Origin of the sequence: Bremerella cremea, assembly GCF_039541315.1 — a bacterium.
GTDB lineage: Bacteria > Planctomycetota > Planctomycetia > Pirellulales > Pirellulaceae > Bremerella > Bremerella cremea.
In genome coordinates, this window is the sequence record NZ_BAABFZ010000005.1 from 156,030 (window position 1) to 174,202 (window position 18,173).

The following is an 18,173-nucleotide window of genomic DNA, read 5'->3' on the forward strand; positions in this document are numbered from 1 at the left end:
CGACCGACGCAGACATCTACTCGTGGGCTGCCACGTCGCCCGCTGGTTCAAACCAACGATAGATCGCCGGTAGCACCAAAAGCGTTAGCACCGTACAAGTAATCAGTCCCCCGATCACCACGGTTGCCAGCGGCCGTTGGACTTCAGCACCGGCACTGCCAGAGATGGCCATCGGGACGAAGCCCAAGGCACCGCACGTTGCCGTCATCAACACTGGGCGAAGGCGGTCCATCGAACCAGTTGTAACCGCATCTTTCTGCTCGAGACCTTCATGCCGCAAGTGTCGAATGTGTTCGATCAGAACCACACCATTCATCACCGCGATACCAAACAAGGCAATGAAACCGACCCCTGCCGAAATCGAGAACGGCATGTCACGTAACCACAGTGCGAAGATCCCACCCGTCGCTGCGATCGGAACGTTCAAGTAAATCAGCATCGTCAGCTTTGCGGAACTGAACGTGATGTACAACAACGAGAAGATCAGGAACAACGCGACCGGCACCGCGATCATCAGCCGTTTCGAGGCCTCTTCCAGGTTCTGGAACTGACCACCCCACGCCAGCGAGTAGCCCGCCGGAAGCTTCACTTCGTTGGCAATCGTCTCCTTGGCATCGGCCACGAAACTTGCCAGGTCCCGGCCGCGAACGTTGCACTGTACCAGCAGGCGTCGCCGAATCGCGTGGCGACTGATTTCCGAGGGGCCATCTTCGACGATGATATCGGCAAGCTGCGTGATCGGAATCTTTCGACCTTGTGGGTCTTCGATTTTGATCTGCTCTAGCTTTTCGGCGTTGTATCGCCACTCCGGTGCCAGGCGAACCTGCAAGGGGAAGCGACGTTGCCCCTCAAACACTTCTCCGACCGTATGCCCACCGACAACCTGGATCGCCTGTAGAATATCAGCCGCGTTGATTCCATATCGCGCAATAGCATCGCGGCGAATGTTGACTCGCAAGTACGGAAGACCAGCGATCTGCTGGGCCTGTACGTCGGCGGCACCTTCGACCCCGTTAAGGGCACGAACGATACGATCCCCCTGCTCTTTTAAGACATTCAGATCATCGCCATAAATACTGAGGCCGACGTCCGAACGCACCCCTGCGACCAGTTCCTGCACACGCAGTTCGATAGGCTGAGTGAACCCATACGAGTTGCTCGGCACCGACTCCTCCAGCGCGACTTGCATCGCTTCGACAAGCTCGTTTTTTTCAATATCCTCTGGCCATTCCTCTTTCGGTTTAAGTCGAACAAACACGTCGGTTTGATGGACGCCCATCGGATCGTTGGCAATTTCAGGCCGTCCGGTCTTCGATACGACGCTTTCAACTTGGGGGAACTTGAGCAAGGTTCGCTCCATTGCCTTGGTCATTTCGATCGAGGTTTCTAGCGAAACGCTAGGCAGGCGGGTTGCCTGAATCGCGATATCCCCTTCATCGAGCTTCGGCACGAATTCGACCCCGAAACCAGTCGCTACGACGACACTCACTGCGAACATTGCGATCGACAGGCCAAACATCGGCAACGGGCGTCGCATCGAGAACGCCAGCATCGGCTCGTAACACTTCTTCAACCAGGTCACCAAAAAGGTATCGTTCGAGCTGACGCGGCGAGCGAGAAAGAGCGATGCCATGACCGGCATGACGGTCACGCTCAAGATCAATGCACCTGTCAGTGCGGACATGAAGGTGAACGCCATCGGGCGGAACATCTTTCCTTCCACGCCCTGCAGGCTGAGGATCGGGAGGAACACGATAATTACGATCAAACCCGCAAACAGAATCGGCGTACCGACTTCTTTGGCCGATTGCTTGAAGACTTCTTTCGGGACCACGCCGCCACGCTCGCGTTGATAGCGACTCGCATGGCGGACCGCGTTTTCGATCATCACCACCGCCCCGTCAACGATAATCCCGAAGTCGATCGCCCCCAGGCTCATCAGGTTGGCCGAGACCCCGGCGACTTTCATCGCGATCAAGGCACACATGGCGGAAAGCGGGATCGCCGCCGACACGATCAGCCCTGCCCGGATATCGCCCAGAAGGAGGAACAACATCACGATCACCAGAATCACACCAACGCTGATGTTTTCGGCGATCGTATGGATCGTCTTTTCCACTAACTCGGTTCGATCGTAGAACGTATCGATCACCACGCCTTCCGGCAGCGTCTCTTGAATCTCGGCGATCTTGTGCTTGACATCCTCAACGACCTGACGCGAGTTGCCTCCCATCAGCATCATCACCATCCCGGTGACCGCTTCGCGATCGCCGTCACGCGTGACCGCACCCTGCCGCAGCATCGGAGCGAAGTTGACGCGGGCCACGTCCGAAATTCGAACCGGTGTACCATCGCGGCGACTATCAAGGACGATGTCTTCGATGTCTTGAAGATTACGAATCAAGCCTTCGCCACGAACCAGCCGTTGCTCGGCACTGTGGGTGATGTAACCACCGCCTGCGTTGGCGTTGTTTTCCTCGAGTGCCTCAAAGACGCGATTCAGCGGAACGTTGAAGTTCTGCAGTTGATCGGGATTGACTTGGACTTCGTAGGTCTTCAGCTCGCCACCGAAGGTGTTCACTTCGATCACGCCAGGCACACTTCGCAGTTGAAAGGCAATTTGCCAATCGAGGATCGTGCGAAGATCCATCAGGCTGTATTCGTGACCTTCCTCGGCCATCACCTCGAACTGGTAGATCTCGCTCATCCCCGTCGCAATGGGCCCCATCTGCGGATCGCCCATTCCGGGTGGGATGTTCTCGCGTGCTTGTTGAAGTCGCTCGTTCACCAAGTTTCGGGCCCAATAGATATCGGTCCCTTCTTCAAAGGCGACCGTCACTGCCGACAAACCGAAGCGGCTGATCGAACGAATTTCTTCAACGCGGGGCAGACCGCTCAGTGCGTTTTCGACCGGGAACGTGATGAACTGTTCCACTTCGACCGGACCCAAAGACGGAGACGTGGTCAAGACTTGAACCTGAACGTTGGTCAGGTCGGGGACGGCATCCAAGGGCAATCGCATCGCCGATACCACACCGGCACCAAGCAGCACGACCGCCAATAACATGACAATGAAACGATTATTCAGTGACCATTCAATAATATGTTGAACCATAGTAGCCTCGGTGAAGGAGGTTGAAATCGAACAGATAATTCAATCGATACCGGTTGTCGCTCACTCTTCGAGCAAGCTTGCCAGCATCTTCGATTTCAACGCGAAGCCACCGTGAACCACGATTTCTTCGCCGTTCTTGAGTCCCTTCACAATTTCGACGACCTTGTCCGTTCGTCGCCCCACCACCACGTCGCGAGCCTCGAAGGTGTCGCCGCCTGCGTATACGAACACGAACGAGCGGCCTTCGAAGTCTTGCAGGGCGTCGGCCGGAACCTGAACGACCTGATCGAGGCTACCGGTTGGGAATAGCACGTGCACAAACATGCCAGGCTTAAGGGCGGCATCTTTGTTGTCGGCGATGGCACGCAGTGTGATGGTCCGGCTGTCAGGGTCTACCAGATCGCCGGTGTAGAACACCTTCGCATCGAACGTTCGCCCAGGCCACGCATCCGACTGAAGCTGAATGGTTTTGCCACGTACCTGATCCAAGAGCGGCAACTGCCCTTCGTAGATATCGGCCGTGACCCAGACACTGGTCAGGTCAGCCACACTGAAGATCTGGCTATCGGTTCCGACCCGTTCGGCTAGGACAACGTCCTTAGAGATGATCGTTCCGTCGAACGGTGCCATGATCGGCATGTGCGAAACCGCTTCTCCTTGGACCATCGGATTGATCTTGTCCAGTTCCGCATCGTGGAAACCAAGGACCTTCAAAGCGGCTTCATCGACCGCCACGCGGGTTTCCATTTCTTTGACCGCATGCGAAGACCGCATTCCCTCTTGAACGGACTCTTGTTGGATCTGTTCGACTAACGACTGCAGTGTCGCGCGAGCCGTGTTCCACTGCGACTGGGCTTCTATCAATTGCTTGCCAGATACGGCGCCACTGTCGGTCAGCGGCGAAAGCCGCTTCACGGTCTGCTGATGGGTATGCTTGCCGATATACGCGGTCAGCAGTTGGTTGCGGTACTCGCCAATCGGCTTGCCGGTGAACTTCTCTTCAATCTCCGCAACATCCGCTTCGTCCCGAATCATGCGAATCAACTCTTGGACATTCGTCACGATCTGCTGCGTCCACTTGTCTTGGGCAGCAACCTGATCGCGTTTGAGGCGATCTTGATAAAGCTGAAGCTTGGCCTGGCCGACCTCGCGGCTTTGCACAATCGCCAGGACGTCCCCTTTCTTGACGCGGTCGCCTAAGTGAACTCGGACCTCGTCGACGACACCCTCCGCCAGTGGGAAGATGTGCGCGAGCCGATCTTCGTTGATCGCGATCTTGCCGGTGACTTCAATTCGCTTGCTGAACTGCTGCGATTTAACCGGTTCGACGACGATCGAGCCTGATTCCCAGCGGTTCTTCGGGAACTCGATCAGGTTCGCGTCTTCCGAGGCCTCTTCAATCGGAGCACCAGGCGCCATCGCAACCTCGTGTGAAGCGGTTCCGTGCTCTTCTTTCTGGTGCGAAGCTTCGGTCGCGCCGGTCAGAACCCACCAGGTTCCTGCCATTGCGATCGATGCTGCCAAGACGACCGATACTATCAAAGAACGGGACTTGTTAGTCGTTGCCGATGCCATAATTGAATTGTCTCCCAAGAGATCGCTACAGGGATTTCGAATCAGGAAAGCGCAGCGGTGGCCTGGTCAGATCGATCAGGACTTTCGCGTGTGCCGATGCAAAAGCGAGCTAGAGGAGAGATCTAGCAGCGAACTACGCCGAAGCGCAGAGGAAGCGGAAGAGAGACCGCGTAAGTCGAGTGAAACGCGCCGATCGAGCGCGATAATGGTTCCGGAGAACCTGGCAAAGCCGAAGCGACGCTGAAGTCAGGCGAGGTCAGCCAGTCGATCGTAGGTGAATCGCCAACGATCGTGGCCGCTTCGGTTCCCCCGCCGCCAAGCGAGAGCCATTTCGCTGCCGATCTTCCTTCTCTTTCGCTTCCTGGTTCACCGAAGTGAATGTGCCAGCCGAAGTCGACGTCTTCGCATAGCGCTGCGTCGCGATGGCTTGAAGAGAGATGGTTGAACAACCACAGCGAATCCACGCTGACCGCATTCAAGAGCGAGCCATGGCAGTGGAAATAAGGGAGCGGACCAGTCCATACCGCCAGCAACAGGACGACTCGGAGATACACCGAAAGTCGGGCGTATTTTTTAGAGTGCAGCATTGGTTGCGTGGAAGGAAGGTAAGCGACGGATCGGAAGGAAGATTAATTTCAGACTAGTCTTCCTGTCAGAAATTGTCAACGAAGCACCGCGTAAACACCCTCAGACTGGGTATGACCGTGTAAGAGGACACTCCGTGAATTCCTTCAATTCTATTCGGGTCGACGGCCCGTCAGAATGTAAGGAGTTCCCTGCAAAACACCATATTCAGGGTCCAATTTGTCGTGGACTTCCCGGGCCGAGATCACCTCGTCCATCTGTAGATTCTTAATCTCAATAAGCCCTGCCGCCTCCATCACCACGCGAAGCATCTGGTCGGTATGCTCGCGAAACGGAAGTTGGCTCATCGCTTCTCGATAGGTTTCGTCGGGCTTCCAGCCTTGGGCAGGTCGGAAAGCTCGTTTTTGTTTGTTCGAATCGGCCGGAGGGATCTCACCAATCAAGACCATCAGCCCGCCTGGGCGCAACAGTCGAACCCAACGGGCAACCGCATAACCTGGATGAGGCAACGTGAAAAGAACTGCGCGGCTGGATAGTAGATCGAACGTTCCTTCCTTAAGTGGAGGTTGTTCAGCGTCCCCTTCCACGAAATTGATCTTCAGGCCCTTTTTCGCGGCCACTTCTCGTGCGGCGGCCAGCATGGTTGCGGAGAAGTCGACCCCGGTGGTCTCAATTCCCATGGCCGCCCAAAACTGAGCGATCGTACCCGGCCCGGTTCCCATGTCGACTGCCGAGGCAACGTTGCGCTCGCCGATCGCTTGCTTTAATACTGATCGCCAGGCTTGAAATGAGGGCTCGAAACCGAATTCCCCTTCGATGAATCGTTCGACGCGATGCTCGACCACGCTTGAGTTCATCCAACCTTCGCGAAAGATCTGCTTGAGTTCGTCTGCTTGCATGGAAGCTTCTTCTTTACCGTAAGTCGCCTGGGGAATTGTCACTGCGCGGGAAGCGTGCCGGTGACATGAATATAAGTTTCGCCATCCTCCACGACGACATGGGATGCGACCGAATAGACCTCGGCGATCATCTCCCGCGTTAAGACTGCCGCAGGAACACCTTGGCTGTGCACTTGCCCTTCCGACATCACCACGATCCGGTCTGCGAACCGGGCAGCCAGATTCAAATCATGGATCGCAACAACGGAAGCCGCTTCTTTTTGTCGCGTCCATTCTCTCACGAATGACAAGACCTCGAACTGGCGGCGAAGATCGAGATTCGACGTCGGCTCGTCGAGAAGCAATACTTCCGGTTCTCGAACGAGCGCTTGAGCAATCGCTACGAGTTGGGCCTGACCGCCGCTCAACTGGTCGAGCCGCCGCTGGCCAATCTCTTCCAAGTGCATCTCGGCCAGCATGGTCTCCACGCGTTCGATGTCGTCGTCCGACACTTGCCAGCCCAGTGTATTTAAGCGTCCCAACAAAATCGTCTCGAACACGGTCAGAATTGCTTGGGGCGCGAAGTCTTGCGGCAGATAGCCGATGCGCTGCGCCGTTTGCATCGTCGGCCACTGTGCGATATCTTCACCGTCGAGAGATACCTGGCCGTCCCCTTTCAGAATGCCCCCCAGACATTTCATCAGCGTAGACTTGCCAGCCGCGTTCGGTCCGACGATCGCCGTGATGCCAGGTTCAATCGTGAGATCGACCTCATGAAGCACACGCATCTGGCCATATTGGAAGGTCAGCTTCTTCGCGTCAAGGATCACCAATAGGTTCTCCTCGCACGCAGGGCTATCGCCGCCAGGAAAGGTGCCCCGAGTGCGGCGGTAACGATACCGATCGGAAAGGTGGTTCCCGGTACCAGGACCTTGCTGACCACTGCTGCCAGGCTTACCACGATTGCTCCAATCAATGCTGAGACTGGCGCGAAGTATCGTTGATCTTCCCCCACTAGGGTTCGCGCAGCGTGGGGAGCCACTAGTCCGACAAACCCGATCGCGCCGGTGAAGCAAACGGCCGTCGCAGTAACAACGGAAACCAGGACTAGCGTCCGTAAACGGATACGGCCGACATCGATCCCAAGGCTACGGGCGTGTTGGTCACCGAGTCGCAGCGAAGTAAGTTGCCAGGCATCGCGCAACAGCAGAACCATGGCGATAACGAAGACTGCCGCAACGATGGCGGTGTTCTGCCATGTTGCCCCTTCCAAGGTGCCAAAGATCCAAAAGACGATGGCATGCAAAGCATCGTCCGCGGCGATGAACTGCAGGAAGGCCACGCCGGCACTGAACAGGAAATGCAAGGCAACTCCACCCACGATGATGGATTCTGTCGCTCCACCTCGCATCTGCCCCAACGAGTAGATCAGCATAGCGCTCAAAAGCGCGAACGCGAACGCACTAATAGGAACCATCCAGGCAACCGGCAACCAGGCAATCGCACTGCCAAACACGAGCACCAGTGCCGCACCGAAACTAGCAGACGCGGAAACACCCAATGTAAAGGGACTGGCCAACGGATTGTTAAGAATCGTCTGCATCTGGGCCCCTGCGATGCCGAGCGAGGCCCCGACAACGATCGCCATCAAGGCAGAAGGTAAGCGGAACGACCAAACAATTGTGCGATGGACCGGATCCGCGTTCGCTGGACTAAGCACGGCGGTTAGGAGATCGCCCCAGCTCAGATTCGCAGGGCCCGTTACCAGATCGATTCCAACCGCCGCCAACAGCACAACGATCGCGATCGCCACGATCCCCAGTCGATGGCGAGAAAGAGATCGATACGCGACGGCATTCCGCGATTGTGAACGATCCGCGGAGTTATTCATCGCTGTACTGTACAATCCAGGTTCCGCTGAATTCAATCGGCAAGAACTTCTCGTGAAACTCTCGCAGCGAGTCCTGCGGATTTAAGTGAGCGAACTTCTCGGGGGCGATCCACTTGGCCAATTGCTGGGCTGCGGCGAAGCTGGTGATGTGGCTGCCGAAGCGGGTATGGAGCGCGTAGACCTTTCCATGCTTCACCGCATTCAGCTCCGACCAACCATCGCGACTCGTAAACGCTTGCAGGGCGGTTTGGGCTGCCTCCTCTTCTGCTAGATATCCCAACCGCACACTATCGGGAAACGAAGTCCAATGCGCGCCGGTCACCACCACGATGTCTGGATTGCTTGTCAGAAGATACTCAGGCCGAATCACTCCCAGGCCATACATCCCGCTGACCGCGCCGTCGGCGACATTCTTGCACGGCAATTGATCGAGGACGCTGGCCCAGTTGGAAACGCTTCCTTGCTGCGTCCTTCCAAACGTGTTGCCATACTGACTCGCTCCATACGTTCCCGCTTCCATATAGATCGATGGCTTGTCCTGGGGAAACTCTTGCCCGAGCACCTCGTTCAATTGTGTATCGACCCACTCAGCCGCCTCGTCTGCTCTTTGCTGCCGATCGAGGACCTTCCCCAACAGGCGAATGCTTCGCTGTGGATCGCGGAAGGGATTGTCGAATTCCAGGTAGAGAATCGGCACGCCTGCCGCTTCCAGTCGTTCGAGCCCTTTCGACTTCCGTTGCCTCATATAGGTGTTCATGATCACCAGGTCCGGCTTCAATGCCAGGACCGCTTCAGCACTGACGGCGTCTTTCAGCACATCGCCCAATTCGGTGACGTTGGCGAGTTCCGGGAAGCGTTCGACGAACTTGTCGTAGGCGTCACGGTCGCCTGTCTTCAGCGAACTATCCCAGCCAACCAAACGCGAACCCGTTTCATCTCCGAGAACCGTAGCCAACTCGTAGAGGCAGAGACTTCGCATCAAAACAATACGTTTGACAGGCTGCGGGATGGTGACTTCACGTCCCGCCAGATCGGTCACCACCAACGAATTCGTCACGGGATGGTCGGACTCGGCCTTCTGCTGCGGCGAGCAACCGCCGATTCCGAACGCGGAAATGAGAAGCAGAATCAGGACGAGTTTCCGAAACGCCATCGATTGTCAGCTAAACGTGATCTTGAAGAAGTTGCCTGGTAAGAGAATTATTCCGCCGGAGGGGACGCCTTGGCGGCTTTCACCCGGTTCTGTTGTTGCTTTCGCCGAGCTCTTCCTTTTCGCCACCACAACCAGAATCCGGTACCGTAAAGCATAGCAGGCAGAAAGCCAACCACGAAGACGCACCAGCGCCCCACCAGGCCAAACGCCTCGCCATTGTGCAGCGGGAACTGCCACGCGAAGAACGTATCGACCGCATCCTGCTCGCGAATATCGCGGACCGAAAGCACCTCACCGGAGTATTGCTCGACCCATGCGCGGCTGCTCCCCATCCACTGCCGGATGTCGCCTGGCTGCCGGGCACGAATCATAAACACGCTATCTGGTTTCGTCGGAAAGTGAATCCGGTTCAGCTTACTCTCAGGCAGCGCTGCCAAACCAAGCTCAACCGCGCGATCGACCGTGATGGGGATCGCGTTGTCACTGGGTTGCGATTTAAGTTTGACGGCAGGCTTCGGCTCTTTGGTCGAAAACAACTTTCCGACTGGCGTAAACCAACCAGGGAACACCATGTAGACCCCAGTGAATGCAATCACCATCAAGAACGGCACACTCGCGATCCCAGGCGTCTTGTGCAGATCGAACATTAGTCGCGAGCCAGAGCGGATCGCAAATGCTGACCGCCAGCTATGCTTCCACAGCGGCCACCATAGGTAAAGTCCCGAGACAATCGAGACCAGCAGCACGATGCCCGTCAGCCCGACGACAATCTCGCCGTTGTGGCCGGCCAGAAGTTGGATGTGAAGCAGATAAAGCCACGTCACGAGGTAGGTTCCACGTACCCTTTGCCCGGTCACCTCGGCGGTGTAGGGATCGACGTAGACGTGATGAAAGGGCGATCCCGGAACGGCATCGGATTGAAACCAGACCGTCCATACACGATCTTTTTCGCGCGGAGCGTCCGCGAATTTCAGGACTCGCCCGTCTTGTTGGCCGACGGATCGCGCGACATCGAAGACCTCAGCCAGGGGGCGTGGCTCACCCGAGGGTTCCACGCGAAGTAGATCAGGCTCCAGCCATGCGTCGATCGCATGATGAAACACCAGAAAGCTGCCTGTCAGACCTAACAATACGAACAGCAGCCCGACTGTAAGCCCCAACCAGCGATGTACGGTGAACCAATAGGCACGCCAGCGTTTGCGCATACGCGATTCAAGTCGCCCCTGGTCCGCTTCACGGGGAAGCGGACGGAAGCTTCGAGCCTTCTAAGATCTTGGCATTATCCAAAACGATCGGGTCAACACTATTCTGACCGTCGACCACCGTGAACTCCAGAACCGGCTTTTTAGGATCACCGAACTTTCCTAACAAGCGATCGGGCGGCGGTGGAGGCATGCCACCGCCTGGCGGTCGCCAGTCCGGGTCTGGCCACGTAATCGTTACGACATATTCACCCGGAGGCGCCCCATCGGGACCTTCATACGAAGTCAGTTGATACGTGCCGCTGGCATCAACCTTGCCAACCGGTGAAATCGGATACTTCACGCCCGGCTGTTCCGTTTGTGGCCAGAAGCGAACCAGCGCCCCTTGGGCAGGCACACCATTGATGTGCACTGTGCCGGTAACCGGATGCGTCGCGATGGCATCGTACGGCTTGCTTTGCGTGCAGCCAATCGTTGTCAGCATGCCTATCAACAGACATAGCCGGAGCAGGTTGTTGACCATCTCACTTGCCCTTTCTGCCTTTGAAATTGATTGGCGATTACAAGCTGTTTAGAACTAGGCCATCGTCTCGACCGACAAAACCTCGGAAGGCTCCTTTGTCGACCGTTTCTGGCACAAAACGAACCGAGCCATCGCCGACCGACGCGTTCATTCCGCCTGGATGGTACGAGTAAGCTCCACCCCAGTCGTTGGTGCAATTGACCACACATGGTCCGTAGTACTGCTTGCCGTCGAAGGTCCAGCTTCGGACACGGTCGTGCTGGGTCGATGCCCACCAACCTTGGAAGTTCGTATCCACCACCGAGGCATACGAGTAGTCAGACGGATCCTTCTTCTGTTTCCCGCGGATCACGACGTTCGGGAAGTTGGCACGTTCGAAGAAGAACATCGTGTTCGACAGGCCGTCGGTCGAGGCATTGAACCGGACCGGACGGGTATAACTACCGTCGAAGAAAGCTCCCACCACTTCTCGTGGCGTCATGGTGTCGTCGCGGAAACTACGGGCAATGAAGTAGTCTCCCGGGGCAGCCGACATGCTGGTGTTGAACGACGAAGCGTCGTCTTCCTGTTCGATGATGCCCTGAATCAGTCCGCTGCGAGGCGTCGTTGGGCAGACGAAAGCACCCAACTGAACGGTGACAATATCTTGATTGGCCTGGTCCGAAACTCCGTTGGTTGCCGTCGGATCGAATTGATCCCAGGCAGCACCTTGTTCCAGCATCGGCAGCAGTGCCAGGCCCCAGCTATTGACCCAATTATTCCCGGACTCGAAGGTGATCCCAAGGTCGGGGTACGGAAGCGAATTATGGGTATCGTGATAGTTGTGAACGGCAAGTCCCAACTGCTTTAAGTTATTGGTGCACTGGGCACGACGGGCCGCTTCACGGGCTTGTTGGACGGCAGGCAGCAGCAACGAGATCAGCACGCCAATGATGGCAATCACGACGAGCAGTTCGACGAGGGTAAATCCGCGGCGACTCATAATTTATGTTCTTTCTGGAAGGCGATACATGTCCACAGCTTCGCCGATTGGTTTCGCAAATTCTGGAAACCACATGCGAAATAGGATTGGCTCTCTTATCGCGTCGCAGAATGGCTGGGGGTCAGGCTGACCTACTTCCGCAACAAGACGGCCGCGAACCAAGGTTCAAGGCACAACCGAGACGGGCGTATTGGCTAATCATTGGGTAAATCGAAGAAACCCAACTGACGGCTATTTCGTCTCTCGAGCAGTGATACTAATTCTCATTAGTCAGGTCGTAATGCTATCAAAGTTCATCTTTCCCGCAAGTCGTTACACCGATCGAAATACCCAATCTGGCCAATCACAAGTCAGGCTGAAGCTGGATCGATCGACCTTTATCACAGCATCCAATCGCAGCCTAAACCAAGGCGACGTCCCGTCATTACCACTAGCCGTCCCCTTAGTGCGTTCGATTTCCATTTAGAAGACACTACCCCCTCTGCTCAGGTAGTCGGTCCACGTACGCTCGCCCACGTTGGGTGTCGCTTGCTTCGACAGCGGCTGTCAATTGAAATGACAGATCGCATCGAGAATTTTCTGACGGAACCTTGCCAATCTATTCTGCCGAGGCCGACCTAGGCGGCAGTGCACTTGCGGCGAGTGCGACGAAAGCGATCGCGATTCCAAGCAACGCAATCGGAGCGAAGCGATAGTCAGGCGGCATCAGGTCGACGGTGATCCCTAGAACTGGGGCGATGATCGCAATACCGATCGACTTCGCTTGCGACTCGACGCTCAGCACGGTTGCCATGGCTTCGTCGCTGGCCTCGTCCGCGACCCGACTGATCAGAATAGGACGCCACAGATTTTGCATGACCGCCAACACAACAAAGCTGAAGATGGCCAGCCCGGTCCAACTGGTGATAGTTCCCACCAGCAAAATCCCGAACGTAGCCGCATAAGCCAACCAGAGCGACATCGCCGCTTTTTCTTCGTTTTCAAACCGCATCGAAAACGGACCAGCGTATCGCGAGGCAAAGCTTCCCAGCAGATAGAGCACTGCGTAGATCACGGCGATCAACACGGCCGTGCGCTGGGTCGCTTCCCACGTTACCAGTAGCGGCAATGCCAACGCTGCCGACTGGATCAGCGGCTGAAGATAGTCCTTGCTCGCCCCGTAGATCCCCTCGAAGCCCATTGATTCGGTAATCGGGCGCCGAAGCCTGGGCGAAGTGAAGCATTGAAGCGTCGCCCTCCACAACATTCTCATCGCGTTCTCTCGCTGCGGCTTTTTGTCGCCAGAGAAGTCAAGCGATTTCGGATAGCTGAGGAAGTTCAAGATGTTCAGCGCGGCAGGAATCGCGCTAATCCAGAAGATCACTGTGTACTCTTCCAACCAGATGACCAGCCCCGCCGCCAAGACCACCGACAAAGCGGATCCCATCTGCGACCAGCTACGTGTGATCCCATAGATATGAGTCTTTTCCCGTTCGCGTCCCTGACTTTTCAGCCACGCAAAAATGATCGCTTTGTGCGTCCCGGTTCGAAACGCCTCGCCGATCGCAAACGCGAACATCGCAACAAACAAGATCGGGACCGACGACGCAAGACCAAACATAATAAATGCGATGACATAAGCGACATGCGACAAGATCATCGCCCCGCGGCGGCCGACCGAGTCCGCAATGGCGCCGGTGGGGATCTCGAGGACTGCGATGCTGATCTCCCGGAAGCCGATCAGCAGCCCGATCATGGCGTAAGTGAGATCTTTTTCAAGAAACGCCAAAATCCAGAACGGCGCGAAGTACCGCTGATTTTTCAGGAAGCCGTACAAACAAAAACGGAAGATCAACGGTTTAAACTCAAAGGGTCAAGCGGCGAAGCAATTTCAAACGATCGATCTTGGCGATCGTACCGAAGTTGCCCAAGGCTGCAAAGCATCCCTAATTTACGAACGGAGTATCGCAACCGTCTCACCATTGGCCTGCGACTGAGCCGATTCGCTTTCGCAGTTTCTCGCCGCCGGGATGATCAGTCCCAGCCACAATGTCGCCGAACAGGAATTACGTCAGCGGTTCCGAACCGACTGTCGTGGCCAAACGACCTCTCGCCATTTCGCCGATGCTGATGAGCGGCATGTTCGTCAAAGTGATTATTCATGCGAGTCCGAACATACCACTGCTTCGCTTGCCGTAAACCGCGGTGCGTCCCAACGGCGTCATCTGGGTGGTTCGCGATCAGAAGCTGAAAGAACTGCCCGTTAGTGTGGCCTATACCGACGAGAACGAAGCGATTGCCTATCTCGATCAAGCAGGCCCCTTCACTGCCCGTGGCTCGCATTAATCGCGGTTCGCCTTGTTACGATTCGTAGTAAGGGCGAATCGATTCCATTGCCTGCTGGAGCGTGGCAAACGAGACTGGACCTCCCACGCAAAATCGAAAGGCAGATGGAGCCACTTCTTCCGTACAAAACTCGTTGGCTGGGACGGCGCCAATACTATATCCCCGCAGCATGTCGACTAACGTCTTCACTGGCACACGACGCGGAGTTTCGATCCAGGCATGAAAGCAGAAGTCATTCGTTTTGCGAAAACGACCTGGGATGGTTTGCTTGAGAAGTTGAATCCGTTGCCGCGTTTCATTACGAACTCCCACGACAATCTTGTCGGCCAGGCCACTCTCAATCCAATGCGTTACGATCGCTGTCGTAATCGGTGACGCCATTACCGAAACGGCGCGGAGCCGCTCGGTTACTTCTTGGCGATCGGTTTGCGGCGGTACTAACAGGTAAGCGATTCGCAGCCCTGGTCCAAGGCACTTGGCCAAGCCACCGACATAATAGGTGCAGTCAGGGGCCAGCATGACGATTGCCGGAGGGGGCTGGATAGGAAGGAATCCATAGGCATCGTCTTCAACAATCGGAATGCCAAATTGCCGAGCGACCTCGACAATTTCGAGCCGCCGATTGAGCGGCATGGTATCCGTCGTGGGATTGTGCAATGTCGGATTGAGATAGAGAACACGTACATCCTTGGTCTCGATCGCTTCCGCTAAAGCATCCGGCAAAATCCCATCTCGGTCGGAGGGAATTCCGTGGACCGGGCAGCGGAGCAAACGCGCGATTCCAAAAAGACCAGGGTACGTGACTTGTTCGCTGGCAATCGCCCCTCCTTCGGCCAATTCGGCTGAAAGCACCGCCGTCAACGCGGCATGAGCACCCGTTGTGATGTGGAGCGTTTGGCTTTCGACCGCGATCCCGCGCCGCGAAAGCCAGTGAATCGCCGCCCCTTTATCTCGAACGTCGCCCCCTTCTGGCTGATAACGCAAGACCTGAGGAAATGCGTGCATGGCTTCCGCGGCCGAGCGTTTCATACTCTCGACCAGGTCAGGCTCGACATCGGGGGGCTGATTCATGGTTCGATCGGCCACGTCGGCCCGAACCGGGATCGATTCGCTCGAGATCGCTGCTCCGCGAACGAAGGTGCCTGCTCCGACTCGCGATTCGATATGTCCGCGACTAGCAGCCGTCGAATAGCCCCGGGCAATCGTCGTGACATCCAGATCAAGCCTTTTGGCTAGTTGCCGCTGCGTCGGCAGATGATCGCCAGGCAGCAGTTTGCCCGCCGCGATGTCGTCGGCAATTGACTTGGCAATCGCCTCGAACAGCGGAAGATCAGGGGCATCGATTCGAGGAACCCAGTCCGTTCGCCGCATCTGTCGAATTCCGTGGGCGCAGTGGCAACGCTTCGCGGAAGAATTGACTGCATGATTGAATGGATCATTGACCGGCTGAACAGGCCAAAACCGGGCATTGCTTTCATTCTCAGCCGACGCCGTTGAACGTTCAACCATGGGACCGATAAGCTTCCCATAGCATCCCACGTTTTCACGAATTTCGAGCCCGTTTATGTCATCCTCTAGTCGTACCAAGCCGAATCGCGTCGAGCAGATCAAAGCCGAAAGCCATTTTTTGGCCGGAACGATCCACGATGATCTCTCGTCCGATGCCCCCACCTTCGGGAAAGACAATCTCCAGCTCCTGAAGTTCCACGGGACGTATCAGCAAGATGACCGCGATGCCCGGGTGTCGTTGCGGCGGCAGGGCAAAGACAAGGCCTTCTCGATGATGGTCCGCTGCCGCATCCCTGGCGGACGGCTCACATCACAGCAGTTTCTGGCCCATCTCGACCTTTGCGACCTGCTCGGCAATTCGACGATGAAGATCACGACGCGGCAAACCATCCAGTTGCATGGGATCGTGAAGCAAGATCTTCGCCAGACCATCGCCACGATCAACTCGCTCGGGTTGTCGACGTTTGCAGCGTGTGGTGATGTCAATCGCAACGTGATGTGTTGCCCGGCGAAGAAGTGCTCGCCAGTTCATCAGGCGATTGAGCAGCTCACAAACAACCTTGCCGAAGAACTAGCACCACGCACGACGACCTATCGCGAACTTTGGGTGCTGGACGACACAACCGGCGAGCGACACCTGGTCGAAGAACATTCGGCGACTCGTGAAATGAGCGATACGACCGAGCCGCTATACGGCCCAACCTATTTGCCACGCAAGTTCAAGTGCGCAGTGATCAGCCCGGACGATAACTGCGTGGATGTGTATACCCAGGATCTCGGCTTCATTGCGATCGTTCAAGACGCCCATGTCGTAGGCTATAACATCGTGGTCGGAGGTGGCATGGGGACAACGCCCAGCAACGCAGCAACCTTCCCAGCCTTAGCCCAGCCGATGGCGTTTTGTCTGCCGGAGCAAGCGATCGATGTGGCCAAGGCCGTTTTGATTGTCCAGCGCGACCACGGCAACAGAAGCGATCGGAAGGTGGCTCGAATGAAGTACCTGATCGCGAATTGGGGTCTTCCCAAGTTTCGTACGGCCGTGGAAGACGTGCTCGGCTATTCGCTGGAATCCCCACGCGAGGTGGTAATTCGTCAGACCGATGATCATATGGGTTGGCAGTCGCAAGGGGATGGCTTGTGGTCGTATGGACTCAACATCGAAAATGGCCGAGTCAGCGACGGCAAGACGGTTCATCTCAAGAATGCCTTACGACAACTGGCGGAGTTTCACCAGGAAGAGATTCGTCTGTCGGCCAACCAAAGTCTTATCTTCTGCAATATTCCATCGGACAAACGCGAACAGTTCGATTCGATCTTGCAAGAGAGCCAGGTCCGATCGACCGAAAAGACCAGCCTTGTCCGGCGGCACTCGTTGGCCTGCGTAGCGCTGCCGACCTGCGGTTTGGCGGTGACCGAGGCCGAAAGGCGACTTCCTCTCGTAATGGACCAGCTGGAAGCAGTCCTGCAGTCGCTAGAGCTCGATCGCAGCCAATTCACGATACGCATGACAGGCTGTCCGAATGGATGTGCTCGGCCCTATACCGCCGATGTGGCACTCGTCGGTAAAGCGGTCGATCGTTACACGCTCTTTGTCGGCGGAACGCTTCGTGGCGATCGACTGGCGTTCCTGCTGAAAGACATAGTTGCAAGTGAAGATATCGTTGCGGAATTAACCAGTCTATTCGTCGCGTTCCGCAACCATCGCCTTAACGACGAAACCCTCGGAGACTTCTGCCACCGCCTGGGAAGCGAAACATTGCTATCGCTCTGCCATCAGAGTCGTGAGTCGGAAGATTTCACCACAGCCCTTTCCGCGAAAGGATCGTTATGAACCCCATCGTTGGCCTTTGGAAAGATACCTGGTACGTTTGGCTGTTGATCGGAGGCGTTCTGGCGGCTGGCGTCTATTGGGTGACCGCCATGTTTCTGGTGGGTTTCCCCGCGCTGCTGGCCTACTTTCTTTATTTCGCATTCATCCGCTATGATCAGCACGGAAACAAAAAGTCGGCGTGATACCGAGCCAATGGTTCCCTTCGAGAGACAATCGATTGTCGCGATTCCTGTTAATCTTCTGGCGTTCGTTATGTCTGCGTTGCCCTTGCTGTGGCCGGGGAAGCATGCGGCGAAGTTGGTTTACGATGCCACAGCATTGCCCTGAGTGCGGAATCGAAGTAGAACGCGAATCAGGCTTCTTTCTTGGCTCGATCTATTTCAACTGCGGGATCGCCACGGTTGTCACGGCAATCGCAATGCCGCTGCTGTACTTCACGCAAGTGATCAGCCATCAATTGACACTTGTTATCGGAGCATTCTTTGCCATCGGCTTTCCCCTGCTGTTCTTTCCGTGGGCGCGTAGCTTTTGGTTGGGTCTCGATGAATACCTAGATCCGCGCGTGAAGAACTAGTCAGGCAAAACCAGTTCTTCACCGCGCGGA

General features: G+C 56.1%; 16 protein-coding genes. 4 read left to right on the forward strand and 12 right to left on the reverse strand.

All coding sequences use genetic code 11. The annotated features are described in order from the left end of the window. Positions 1-16: 16 nt before the first annotated feature. From ABD890_RS17745 to ABD890_RS17795, 11 genes are all read right to left on the reverse strand, one after another. Positions 17-3,115, reverse strand: coding sequence for an efflux RND transporter permease subunit (locus ABD890_RS17745; protein WP_345092763.1), 3,099 nt, complete (start codon positions 3,113-3,115; stop codon positions 17-19). Between the two features lie 60 nt (positions 3,116-3,175). Next, positions 3,176-4,621, reverse strand: coding sequence for an efflux RND transporter periplasmic adaptor subunit (locus ABD890_RS17750; RefSeq protein ID WP_345092766.1), 1,446 nt, complete (start codon positions 4,619-4,621; stop codon positions 3,176-3,178). A gap of 191 nt (positions 4,622-4,812) precedes the next feature. After that, entirely contained in the window at positions 4,813-5,277 is a 465-nt protein-coding gene (locus tag ABD890_RS17755) for a hypothetical protein (RefSeq protein WP_345092768.1), read from the reverse strand. 150 nt (positions 5,278-5,427) lie between these two features. Next, positions 5,428-6,174 (reverse strand): class I SAM-dependent methyltransferase, encoded by a 747-nt coding sequence (locus tag ABD890_RS17760; RefSeq protein ID WP_345092770.1) that lies wholly within the window; start codon positions 6,172-6,174, stop codon positions 5,428-5,430. A gap of 38 nt (positions 6,175-6,212) precedes the next feature. Then, positions 6,213-6,983 carry an ABC transporter ATP-binding protein gene (locus ABD890_RS17765; RefSeq protein ID WP_345092773.1) on the reverse strand — a complete coding sequence of 257 codons (771 nt, stop codon included), beginning with the start codon at positions 6,981-6,983 and terminating at the stop codon, positions 6,213-6,215. Then, positions 6,980-8,044, reverse strand: coding sequence for a FecCD family ABC transporter permease (locus ABD890_RS17770; protein WP_345092776.1), 1,065 nt, complete (start codon positions 8,042-8,044; stop codon positions 6,980-6,982). The genes ABD890_RS17765 and ABD890_RS17770 overlap by 4 nt, the downstream gene beginning before the upstream one ends. Further along, entirely contained in the window at positions 8,037-9,197 is a 1,161-nt protein-coding gene (locus ABD890_RS17775) for an ABC transporter substrate-binding protein (RefSeq protein WP_345092779.1), read from the reverse strand. The genes ABD890_RS17770 and ABD890_RS17775 overlap by 8 nt, the downstream gene beginning before the upstream one ends. Positions 9,198-9,244: 47 nt before the next feature. After that, positions 9,245-10,402, reverse strand: coding sequence for a PepSY-associated TM helix domain-containing protein (locus tag ABD890_RS17780; protein WP_345092782.1), 1,158 nt, complete (start codon positions 10,400-10,402; stop codon positions 9,245-9,247). A 28-nt stretch (positions 10,403-10,430) separates the two neighbouring features. Further along, the gene (locus ABD890_RS17785) at positions 10,431-10,922 is read right to left on the reverse strand and encodes a carboxypeptidase regulatory-like domain-containing protein (RefSeq protein ID WP_345092786.1); all 492 of its coding nucleotides are present in this window, start codon (positions 10,920-10,922) and stop codon (positions 10,431-10,433) included. Between the two features lie 37 nt (positions 10,923-10,959). After that, a complete protein-coding gene (locus ABD890_RS17790) occupies positions 10,960-11,904 on the reverse strand; it encodes a DUF1559 family PulG-like putative transporter (protein WP_345092789.1) in 945 nt (314 codons plus the stop codon). A gap of 598 nt (positions 11,905-12,502) precedes the next feature. Then, the gene (locus ABD890_RS17795) at positions 12,503-13,738 is read right to left on the reverse strand and encodes an MFS transporter (protein WP_345092792.1); all 1,236 of its coding nucleotides are present in this window, start codon (positions 13,736-13,738) and stop codon (positions 12,503-12,505) included. Positions 13,739-14,088: 350 nt separating this feature from the next. On the opposite strand from ABD890_RS17795, the gene ABD890_RS17800 reads away from it, so the two are divergent. Beyond that, a complete protein-coding gene (locus ABD890_RS17800; RefSeq protein WP_345092795.1) occupies positions 14,089-14,229 on the forward strand; it encodes a hypothetical protein in 141 nt (46 codons plus the stop codon). Positions 14,230-14,244: 15 nt separating this feature from the next. Here ABD890_RS17800 and ABD890_RS17805 read toward each other — a convergent pair whose 3' ends face one another. After that, complete coding sequence (locus tag ABD890_RS17805; protein ID WP_345092797.1) at positions 14,245-15,600, reverse strand: aminotransferase-like domain-containing protein; 1,356 nt, start codon at positions 15,598-15,600, stop codon at positions 14,245-14,247. Positions 15,601-15,793: 193 nt separating this feature from the next. Between ABD890_RS17805 and ABD890_RS17810 the strand changes: the two genes are divergently transcribed. The 3 genes from ABD890_RS17810 to ABD890_RS17820 all read left to right on the forward strand — a co-directional run bounded on the left by ABD890_RS17810 (position 15,794) and on the right by ABD890_RS17820 (position 18,143). Beyond that, the gene (locus ABD890_RS17810; RefSeq protein ID WP_345092800.1) at positions 15,794-17,569 is read left to right on the forward strand and encodes an NADPH-dependent assimilatory sulfite reductase hemoprotein subunit; all 1,776 of its coding nucleotides are present in this window, start codon (positions 15,794-15,796) and stop codon (positions 17,567-17,569) included. Next, positions 17,566-17,751 (forward strand): hypothetical protein, encoded by a 186-nt coding sequence (locus tag ABD890_RS17815; RefSeq protein ID WP_345092803.1) that lies wholly within the window; start codon positions 17,566-17,568, stop codon positions 17,749-17,751. Before ABD890_RS17810 ends, ABD890_RS17815 begins: the two co-directional genes overlap by 4 nt. A gap of 104 nt (positions 17,752-17,855) precedes the next feature. Continuing rightward, complete coding sequence (locus tag ABD890_RS17820; protein WP_345092806.1) at positions 17,856-18,143, forward strand: DUF983 domain-containing protein; 288 nt, start codon at positions 17,856-17,858, stop codon at positions 18,141-18,143. Positions 18,144-18,173 lie beyond the last annotated feature (30 nt).

Excerpts from the sequence above, each read along its gene's own strand:
- ABD890_RS17785 (WP_345092786.1), bottom strand. The coding sequence starts at position 10,922 with ATGGTCAACAACCTGCTCCGGCTATGTCTGTTGATAGGCATGCTGACA.
- ABD890_RS17810 (WP_345092800.1), top strand. The coding sequence starts at position 15,794 with ATGTCATCCTCTAGTCGTACCAAGCCGAATCGCGTCGAGCAGATCAAA.
- ABD890_RS17780 (WP_345092782.1), bottom strand. The coding sequence starts at position 10,402 with ATGCGCAAACGCTGGCGTGCCTATTGGTTCACCGTACATCGCTGGTTG.
- ABD890_RS17805 (WP_345092797.1), bottom strand. The coding sequence starts at position 15,600 with ATGCGGCGAACGGACTGGGTTCCTCGAATCGATGCCCCTGATCTTCCG.
- ABD890_RS17755 (WP_345092768.1), bottom strand. The coding sequence starts at position 5,277 with ATGCTGCACTCTAAAAAATACGCCCGACTTTCGGTGTATCTCCGAGTC.
- ABD890_RS17790 (WP_345092789.1), bottom strand. The coding sequence starts at position 11,904 with ATGAGTCGCCGCGGATTTACCCTCGTCGAACTGCTCGTCGTGATTGCC.
- ABD890_RS17745 (WP_345092763.1), bottom strand. The coding sequence starts at position 3,115 with ATGGTTCAACATATTATTGAATGGTCACTGAATAATCGTTTCATTGTC.
- ABD890_RS17760 (WP_345092770.1), bottom strand. The coding sequence starts at position 6,174 with ATGCAAGCAGACGAACTCAAGCAGATCTTTCGCGAAGGTTGGATGAAC.
- ABD890_RS17775 (WP_345092779.1), bottom strand. The coding sequence starts at position 9,197 with ATGGCGTTTCGGAAACTCGTCCTGATTCTGCTTCTCATTTCCGCGTTC.
- ABD890_RS17770 (WP_345092776.1), bottom strand. The coding sequence starts at position 8,044 with ATGAATAACTCCGCGGATCGTTCACAATCGCGGAATGCCGTCGCGTAT.
- ABD890_RS17750 (WP_345092766.1), bottom strand. The coding sequence starts at position 4,621 with ATGGCAGGAACCTGGTGGGTTCTGACCGGCGCGACCGAAGCTTCGCAC.
- ABD890_RS17820 (WP_345092806.1), top strand. The coding sequence starts at position 17,856 with ATGCGGCGAAGTTGGTTTACGATGCCACAGCATTGCCCTGAGTGCGGA.
- ABD890_RS17815 (WP_345092803.1), top strand. The coding sequence starts at position 17,566 with ATGAACCCCATCGTTGGCCTTTGGAAAGATACCTGGTACGTTTGGCTG.